We start from the raw sequence: 7,709 nt of genomic DNA on the forward strand, positions 1-7,709 counted from the left end.
CACACCGGGGCGGGGGAGGTGGGATGCCTGTTCTTCACGTCGGGCACCACCGGCCCGTCCAAAGCGGTTGCCACGACATGGCATTACCTGTTCACCGTGGCCGCGACCGTCGCGTCGGCCTGGGAACTGCGGGACGGGGAGGTGCTCTGGACGGCGATGCCGCTGTTTCACCTGAGCGCGGCTCCCAGCGTGTTGGCGCCGATGCTGTTCGGCGCGACGACCGTGCTGGCCCAGGCGTTTCACCCCGGCCAGGTGTGGGACGACATCCGTGCCCGCGGCGCCATCGGCTTCGCCGGCGCCGGTGCCATGGTGTCGATGCTGCACAACCTGCCCGCGGACCCCCGGGACGCGCAGCTGCCACTGCGATTCATCTCCGCGGCTCCGATCGACGCCAAGGCGTATCGCGACATCGAAAACCGTTACGGCTGCCGGATTGTCACGATGTACGGGATGACCGAGGCGTTCCCGATCGCGGTCAAGGCCCTGGCCGACGAGGGGGTGCCCGGGACGTCGGGGCGGCCGAATCCGAACTTCGACTTACGCATCGTCGACGAAGCCGGCGACCCGCTGTCCGCCGGTGCGGTCGGGGAGATCGCCTGCCGGGCCCGGTACCCGGGTGTGATGAGCGAAGGCTATGTCGGCGAAGGCTCACGGGTGGTTCCGCACCAGGAATGGTTTCGCACCGGCGACCTCGGCCGGCTCGACACCGAAGGCAACCTGACCTACGTCGACCGCCGCAAGGATTCGTTGCGCCGGCGGGGAGAGAACGTTTCCTCGGTCGAAGTGGAGGCCGTCGTCATGAGCCATCCCGCCGTGGCCGAAGCGGCCGCGGTCGGGGTGCCCAGCTCGTTGGGCGAGGACGACATCCTGCTGGTGGTGACGTTGCGGCCCGGGACCACAGTCGATTACACCGAGCTGCTCGATTTCTGCGCGGCCCGGATGCCGTACTTCTGCGTGCCGCGATTCGTGGAGACCGTCCGCGAACTTCCGAAGAACGTCATCGGGCGGATACGCAAAGACCTGTTACGCGAGCGGGGGGTGACTCAGGAGGCGTGGGATCGTGAAGCTCAGGGCTATAACGTTAGCCGGTAAGTTACGTTAATGTTACGTAATCGTCGGAAAGTTACTTTAATGTTACGTCCGTCCGCTCGTTGGCAGTCGTTTCCCGGGAGAGTCTGGAGACCGCAATGACCATGTCCTATCAGGAACAGCAAATGCTGCAGGCCGCCACGGGTCGAGCCGCCATCCTCAATCTGAACGCCCGGCACAACCGGGCCTACTCCGACGGCGACCGCGAGCGCTGGATCGCCACGTTCCGCCACTCCGGCGCGACCTACCACCGCGACGGCGACACGTTCGACGACCTGCGTGCGGCGTTCGACGGAGGTGACGGACAACGGCTTGTCACCCTCGACCACGAGATCCGCGTCGACGGGGTCAACGCGACACAGCATTGTGTCGCCGTGCTTTTCGCCGCCATGTACGGCGACACCACGTTGCGGGCCACCGGGATCTTCCGGGACACGCTGATCTATGAGCGTGGCGGCTGGTACTTCACTTCCCGCACGCTGCAATGGGATTCGGTGCCCAGCAGGCACCCGCTCGTTATGTGAGCGGCGTGGATCTGAGTTACGAGCTGGCCTTCGGCACCTACGAAGACGCGCTGCGGATGGTCGGCGCGGCCAGCGAGCCCCGCACCGCGGCCACGGCGGTCAGCGGCGCGCGCATCCAGTTGTTCGCGGCGATGGTCCACGACCGCAATCGGTCCTATTGGGACGCCGACTTCGCGAACCGGACGTGGGGCGGGCTGCCGGCGCCCCCAGCGATGTTGATGGGTTGGCTGATCCCCCCGCCGTGGCTGCCACAGGGCAGGCCGCCGGCGGCGTCCCTGGTCCTGCGGGTGCCGTTGCCCGGCACCACCTTCATCAACGCGGCCAACGACGTCGAGTTCCTCGAGCCCATCGTCGAAGGTGACGTGCTCACCGTCGTCGAGGAACTGGTGTCGGTGTCGCCGGAGAAGCGGACGCGGCTGGGCGTCGGCCATTTCGTCGAGACGCTGGAGACCTATCGCCGCCAGGACCAGACGGTGGTCGCCACGTGCCGCAACACGTTGTTTCGGTTCACCCCGGGGGGATCGCCGTGAGCGACGACGGCCTGGACTTCGACGCGATCACCGTTCCGGCAGACCTGCCCGAGGTGGTCGACCACATCAGCTACCAGCGAGTGGTCGAGAACGCCGGAGCGACGTGGGACTACTTCCCGGGCCACTTTGACCCGGAATATGCGCGGCGCCAGGGCAATCCGACAATCTACGTCAACACGATGCACCTCGCCGGCTTCGCCGACCGTGTCGCGACCGACTGGGCGGGCCCGAGCAGCCGCGTGGTGCGGCGCTCCTTGCGGCTGACGGGTTCGGTCTACGCCGGCGACACCATGATCGGTCGGGGACGCGCGGTGGCCAAGCGTCGCGACGACTCCGTGGACCCGCCCCGCTGTCTCGTGGACATCGAGATCCAGGTGACCAATCAGCACGGCGCGCTGTGCTGCCCGGTCGAGCTCACCCTGCAGCTGCCCGCCAGTGGCCGATGACGACGTAGCACCGCCGGGCCGCGACCCGTCATGGCGGCCGGAGACGGCGTAGCGATGGCCGCGACCATGGGACGGGTTCGGATTGTGATATCACCGGTGATATCGCAAATGGCAATCGCCATATGCCCCCGATCACGGGCAGGGCACTGACGGCGGGTTATAGCGGCGGCAACTGCCCCTTGCACACCAACGTCTGCAACTCGACGTATTCGTCGAGCCCCTCCGGGCCGAACTCGCGTCCGATGCCCGATTGCTTGAAGCCGCCGAAGGGGGCGCCGATGTCGAGCGTGTACATGTTGATGCCGTACGTGCCGGTGCGCACCCCCGCCGCAATCTCCATGCCGTGTGCGATGTCGGAGGTCCACACGGAACCGGCCAAACCGTAGTCGGTCTCGTTGGCGATGCGTATCGCGTCGTCCTCATCGCGGTAGCGCAGCACGGTCAACACCGGGCCGAAGATCTCCTCCCGGGCGATGCGCATGTCGTTGGTGGCGTCGGCGAAGAGCGTCGGCCGCACATACCAGCCGCGGTCCGAAGGGCTGTCCAGGCCGCCGAGGACCACGCGGGCCCCCTCGGCCTGACCCGACTTGATGTAGTCCTGGACGCGGCGTTGTTGCCGTTGCGCGACAAGGGGTCCGATGTCGGTGGTGTCATCGGCCGGATCGCCGACCTGCAGGGCCGACATCATGTCGGCGAGCGCGTCGACGACCTCGTCGTGTCGCCGGTCGCTGACCAGGATGCGGGTCTGGGCGACGCAGGCCTGGCCATTGTTCATCAGGCCTGCGGTTTTCAATCCGGCGACGGTCTTGCCGATGTCGGCGTCGTCGAGAATGATCGCCGCGGATTTACCGCCCAATTCCAGGCTCACCCGCTTGAGTTGTTCGCCGCACAGAGCGGCGATGCGGCGGCCGACGGCGCTCGACCCGGTGAACGCGATCTTGTCCACACCCGGATGACGCACCAGCGCCTCGCCGATCTCGGGGCCGCCGGGCAACACCGAGACCACCCCTTCGGGCAGGTCCAGCTGCTCGATCATCTCCGCCAACCACAAAGCGTCCAGGGGAGTTTCGGGCGCGGGTTTGATGATGACGGTGCACCCGGCGATCAGCGCCGGGATCAGTTTGGGCATGATCAGGAACTGCGGCACGTTCCACGGGACGATCGCGCCGACCACCCCGACCGGGGCCCTGCGCAGGTGCACTTCGCCGAGCACGCCCTGGCGCCGTTCCTCCCACGGGAAGTCGCGCGCGGCGGCCAGCGCCAGATGGATGAGCGTCGCCGCAGCCGCCCCCTGGCCCATCCGGCTGAAGCTGCGCGGGGAGCCCATCTCGTCGGTGATCAGGTCGGCCATCTCCTCGATGTGGCCGCCGTAGATCGTGGCGAGCTGCTCGACCTTGGCCATCCGCTCGGCGTGGGACATCCGCGGCCACGGGCCGTGGTCGAAGGCGCGGCGCGCGGCGGCGACGGCCGCTTCGACGTCCTCCGGCCCGGCCACCTGGACGTGTCCGACCGGCTCTTCCGAGTGCGGGGAGATGACGGCGAGCTGTTGGGGATTGGCGGGCTTAAGCCACTGCCCCCCGATGAAGAGTTCGCTGTAGGACCGGTGGTCGGCAATTGCTGTCATCGGGCACTTCCTCGACGGTTGGGCGCGCGCACATGGCGCAGTGACCGTGATTTCGCTATTGACGCTAACATAGCGAAAAAAGCAGCGAGGCCCCATATGACCAGCGATTGGCGCAGTTACCCGTTCCAGTTGGTGCCCGGCGACAGCCAGCTGGACTTTCCCGCCGCCGAGGGCGAACACCCGGACCAGGAATCGGACACCTGGTTCATCGCCGGGCAGCTCGATGCCGCCGAGGACGACCGATCGTTTGCCTTCCTGACCATCTTCAACAAGAACCGGCCCGGCGGGACCGTGGTCGCGGACTTCTACACGCTGGCGCTGTTCGATCTCGCCACCGGTGACTACGGCACCTACACGGACTACGACATGCCGCCCGCCAACATGAAGCCCGGTGCGCAGCGCAAGCTCAGCCTGGCGCCGGGTTATCTGGACATCCATTACTCCAGCGGGGCCGGCACCGCGTCGTGGACCACGTGTCGCGACGCCGACGGGGAGCTGCTGCCCTACACCTATCGCGTCAGCCTGGTCGGCGAGGATCAGTCGGGTCGTCCGATGCGCCTGGACTTGGCCGTAACGCCAACGCGCGCACCGACACCGGTGGGCGCCTCGACATACAACGGGAAGATCTGCTGCTTCGGCCAAACCGAGACCTACTCGTACTTCCAGACCGGCATTGCGATGACCGGCACGCTGCGTTGGGGCGATGTCGTCGAACAGGTTTCCGGCAGCAGCGGTCACATCGACCGGCAGTGGTTCCCGAAGTACGCGGGCGGCGGCGGGACCGGGGGAGACCCGCGGGCCCGGTCCCATGAATGGCGCACCATCAACTTCGACAACGGCGTGGACCTGAGCATCTGGCGGCAGTTTGATCGCACGAACGCCAATGCGCTGCAGCCGTTTACCGGTGTGACGATGAGTCATCCCGACCCGGCCATCCCGCCGGAGTGCGCCGAAGACGTCGAGGTCACGGTCAGCAGCTATGTGCGATGGCCGGAGGCGGTGCAGCCGTTGGTGCGGCCGCATGCGGCCGCCCGATATATGCCGGATCGCCACCGGATCACCTGCCGCACCATGCAACTCGACATCGTCGGGGAACCACTGGTGCCCGCGCCCGCGCACGGCCTGCCCATCGAATACATGGAGGGCCCGTACCGCTACAGGGGGACCCTGTGGGGCACGCCCGTGACCGGTTTCGCGTTCAACGAGCGCTCCCTGGCCCTGTATCGGGACTGGGAGCTGGTCGAGGTGCTGGCCACCACCGTCGCGAACCTCGAACCCGCCGACCGGGACCTGCAGACGGCCGCGGGCCTGCTGGTGCAGCTGTTGGCCCGGGGACGCCGACAGGAAGCGGTCGGGCTGTTGACCACGGTGCGCGCCGCCCAAAGCGACGATTTGGCAACGCTATTGGATGACCTCGTGGCGGCGCTGACCGTCGACGATTGAGGGAGCCGCATCGAGACTGAAGCCACGCACACGTTCTGCGGCGTGTCGTGTGCGCGGTTTAGGTGTCGCGAACCTCGGCGAGCGCCCGGTCCCAGGCGATGTGGCGATGTTGCAGCCCGGGTTCGTTGCGGCCGAACAGCAAGTGGTCGCGAACGCCCGAATCGAGGTTGGCCTGCAGGCCCTCGACGAGGCGGTAGTCCTCGTCGCGCACGGTGGCGTGGGCGTACTCGAAGACCGCCTGCGCGCCAGCCGCCACCGATTCGTCGGTCAGATCCAGCGGTGTCGAATTCTGGTGCACGGTGACCGATTTCCCCGGTCGATCGCCGGGGTAGATCCGGAACAGCTCGCCGTTGGCGATGGTGACCGACAGCACGATGTTGGGGAACAGCGCGTAGATGACGACCATGTTCTGGAACGGATCCCACCGATCTTCGGGGACCTCGTCCAGCCCCAGGATCGTGTTGAGCGGGAAGATCAACCGGTGGTGCGGACCGAACGAATCGAAGACCGTGCAGTTACTGCGGGCGATCGTGGCGAAGGTCTGCTGGTGGACGGTGGCGAAATGGTAGTTCTCCGAGAAGGTGTCGACCGCGAGCTTCCAATTGATCGGGCAGTCGAGCACCTTCTCGCCCAGCGGCGACCACCGCCCGATGCCCCACGAATCGAGCTCGGGGGCAAGCGGGCCGAGGTGTGCGGCGACGTCCAATGGGGAGCCGGGATCCATTGCGATCCAGAGGAATCCGGCGAACTCGGCGGCCGGGAGTTCGGTCAGGCCGTCGACTTTGACGCTGATGTCCGGGAACCCTTCCCGACCCGGCAGGCCGACCAAGCGCCCGGTGTTGTCGTAGGTCCACGCGTGGTACGGGCAGGTGAATCGCTTTGCGCTGCCGCATCCCGTCGCCACTTGCGACTGGCGGTGCAGGCAGACGTTGTTGAACGCCTTGACCGATCCGTCGGCCGTGCGGGTCAACAAGATGGACCGGCCCATCACCGTCTTGGTGCAATACGCGCCGGGGGAGGGTAACTCCGAGGCATAGCCGACCAATTGGGGGCTGGCCATCACCAGGGCGCGGTCCTGGACGTGGCGCTCGGTCGACGTGTATGCCCGCGCCTCGACCCGGTGCTCCTGCGGGGCGAGATCGGTGGTCCTGTCGCGCGCCAACTTCAAGGCGCGGCGGGTGAGGTCGATCAGCTGGTCGCGTTCCATCTGATCAGTACAGACCTTGCCACAGTTGTAAGGTCAAGGAGTGGCTGAGCAGTTGCTGATCGGCGACGTCACGGCCCTGACCGGGATCGCTTCCGGTCGCATCCGCCACTACGAGAAAATTGGCCTGCTGCGCGCCGAGCATCTGTCCAACGGCTATCGGGTCTTCGACGTCGAGCAGGTGCTCGACCTGTTGCGCATCGATTTGATGAGAAGTCTCGGCGTCAGCATCAACGACATCCAGCGGCTGATCGCGGGTGGGCGCACCACGTTGGCGGGTGTGCTCGATGAGCACCGCACGTTGTTGATGCGTCAGCGCGACCGGCTGGACCAGCTGATCGCGGCCATCGATCGCTCCCGTGCCGCCACCGATTGTCCCGCCGAAGACGTCAACGAGGACATCCTGCGCAGGCTCGCGACCACCCACCGCGACAGCATCGGGGTCATCGGGCGGCTCAGCGCGCCGCTGTCCGAGCCCGTCGCCGCCATGTACGCAGACCTGTTCGCGGAGTGGGACCTGCCGGTTCCGGTGCTCTTCGGGCAGATGGTCCTGCCGGCGGCGGCCAGCACCCTGCTGGCGAAACTGGCCGAGACGCCGGGGCGCCAGGTGTTGTTCGATCGATTGCGTGACCTCGCCGGCGAGGTCATCAAGTTGGCCGACGACGGCGCGGCCACGGAGCTCGCCCGGCGTTGGATCGACAACCAGCTCGCCGACCCACTGCCCGACGACGTGGTGTGCGTGCTGCGGGGAGTGCAACCGTCACTCGAGCGCGACCCCGTCATCGTCCAGGGCTTCCGGGCCTGGGCGGGATCGATCAACCCGGCGGCCGCACACTTCCTCGACGAGAT

Annotated in this window: 8 protein-coding genes; 6 read left to right on the forward strand and 2 right to left on the reverse strand. The window is 66.9% G+C overall.

The window, feature by feature from the left end; all coding sequences use genetic code 11:
• From A9X03_RS14900 to A9X03_RS14915, 4 genes are all read left to right on the forward strand, one after another.
• Nucleotides 1-1,092, forward strand: a 1,092-nt coding sequence (locus A9X03_RS14900) for an AMP-binding protein (protein ID WP_068261673.1), incomplete at its 5' end; no start/stop codon positions are given.
• Nucleotides 1,093-1,187: 95 nt separating this feature from the next.
• Nucleotides 1,188-1,613 (forward strand): nuclear transport factor 2 family protein, encoded by a 426-nt coding sequence (locus tag A9X03_RS14905; protein WP_067760525.1) that lies wholly within the window; start codon nt 1,188-1,190, stop codon nt 1,611-1,613.
• Nucleotides 1,574-2,143 carry a MaoC family dehydratase gene (locus A9X03_RS14910; protein WP_369807449.1) on the forward strand — a complete coding sequence of 190 codons (570 nt, stop codon included), beginning with the start codon at nt 1,574-1,576 and terminating at the stop codon, nt 2,141-2,143. The genes A9X03_RS14905 and A9X03_RS14910 overlap by 40 nt, the downstream gene beginning before the upstream one ends.
• Entirely contained in the window at nt 2,140-2,589 is a 450-nt protein-coding gene (locus A9X03_RS14915; RefSeq protein ID WP_067760527.1) for a MaoC family dehydratase, read from the forward strand. The genes A9X03_RS14910 and A9X03_RS14915 overlap by 4 nt, the downstream gene beginning before the upstream one ends.
• A 157-nt stretch (nt 2,590-2,746) precedes the next feature.
• Here A9X03_RS14915 and A9X03_RS14920 read toward each other — a convergent pair whose 3' ends face one another.
• Nucleotides 2,747-4,213 (reverse strand): aldehyde dehydrogenase, encoded by a 1,467-nt coding sequence (locus A9X03_RS14920; protein WP_068261677.1) that lies wholly within the window; start codon nt 4,211-4,213, stop codon nt 2,747-2,749.
• Between the two features lie 96 nt (nt 4,214-4,309).
• On the opposite strand from A9X03_RS14920, the gene A9X03_RS14925 reads away from it, so the two are divergent.
• Complete coding sequence (locus A9X03_RS14925; protein WP_067888380.1) at nt 4,310-5,656, forward strand: secreted hydrolase; 1,347 nt, start codon at nt 4,310-4,312, stop codon at nt 5,654-5,656.
• A 58-nt stretch (nt 5,657-5,714) separates the two neighbouring features.
• Here the strand turns inward: A9X03_RS14925 and A9X03_RS14930 are convergent, their stop codons facing one another.
• A complete protein-coding gene (locus A9X03_RS14930; protein WP_068261680.1) occupies nt 5,715-6,863 on the reverse strand; it encodes an SRPBCC family protein in 1,149 nt (382 codons plus the stop codon).
• Between the two features lie 40 nt (nt 6,864-6,903).
• Here A9X03_RS14930 and A9X03_RS14935 point away from each other — a divergent pair.
• Nucleotides 6,904-7,709, forward strand: an 806-nt coding sequence (locus tag A9X03_RS14935) for a MerR family transcriptional regulator (RefSeq protein WP_068261683.1), incomplete at its 3' end; no start/stop codon positions are given.

It is taken from the genome of Mycobacterium sp. E1715, from assembly GCF_001667625.1.
Lineage (GTDB): Bacteria > Actinomycetota > Actinomycetes > Mycobacteriales > Mycobacteriaceae > Mycobacterium.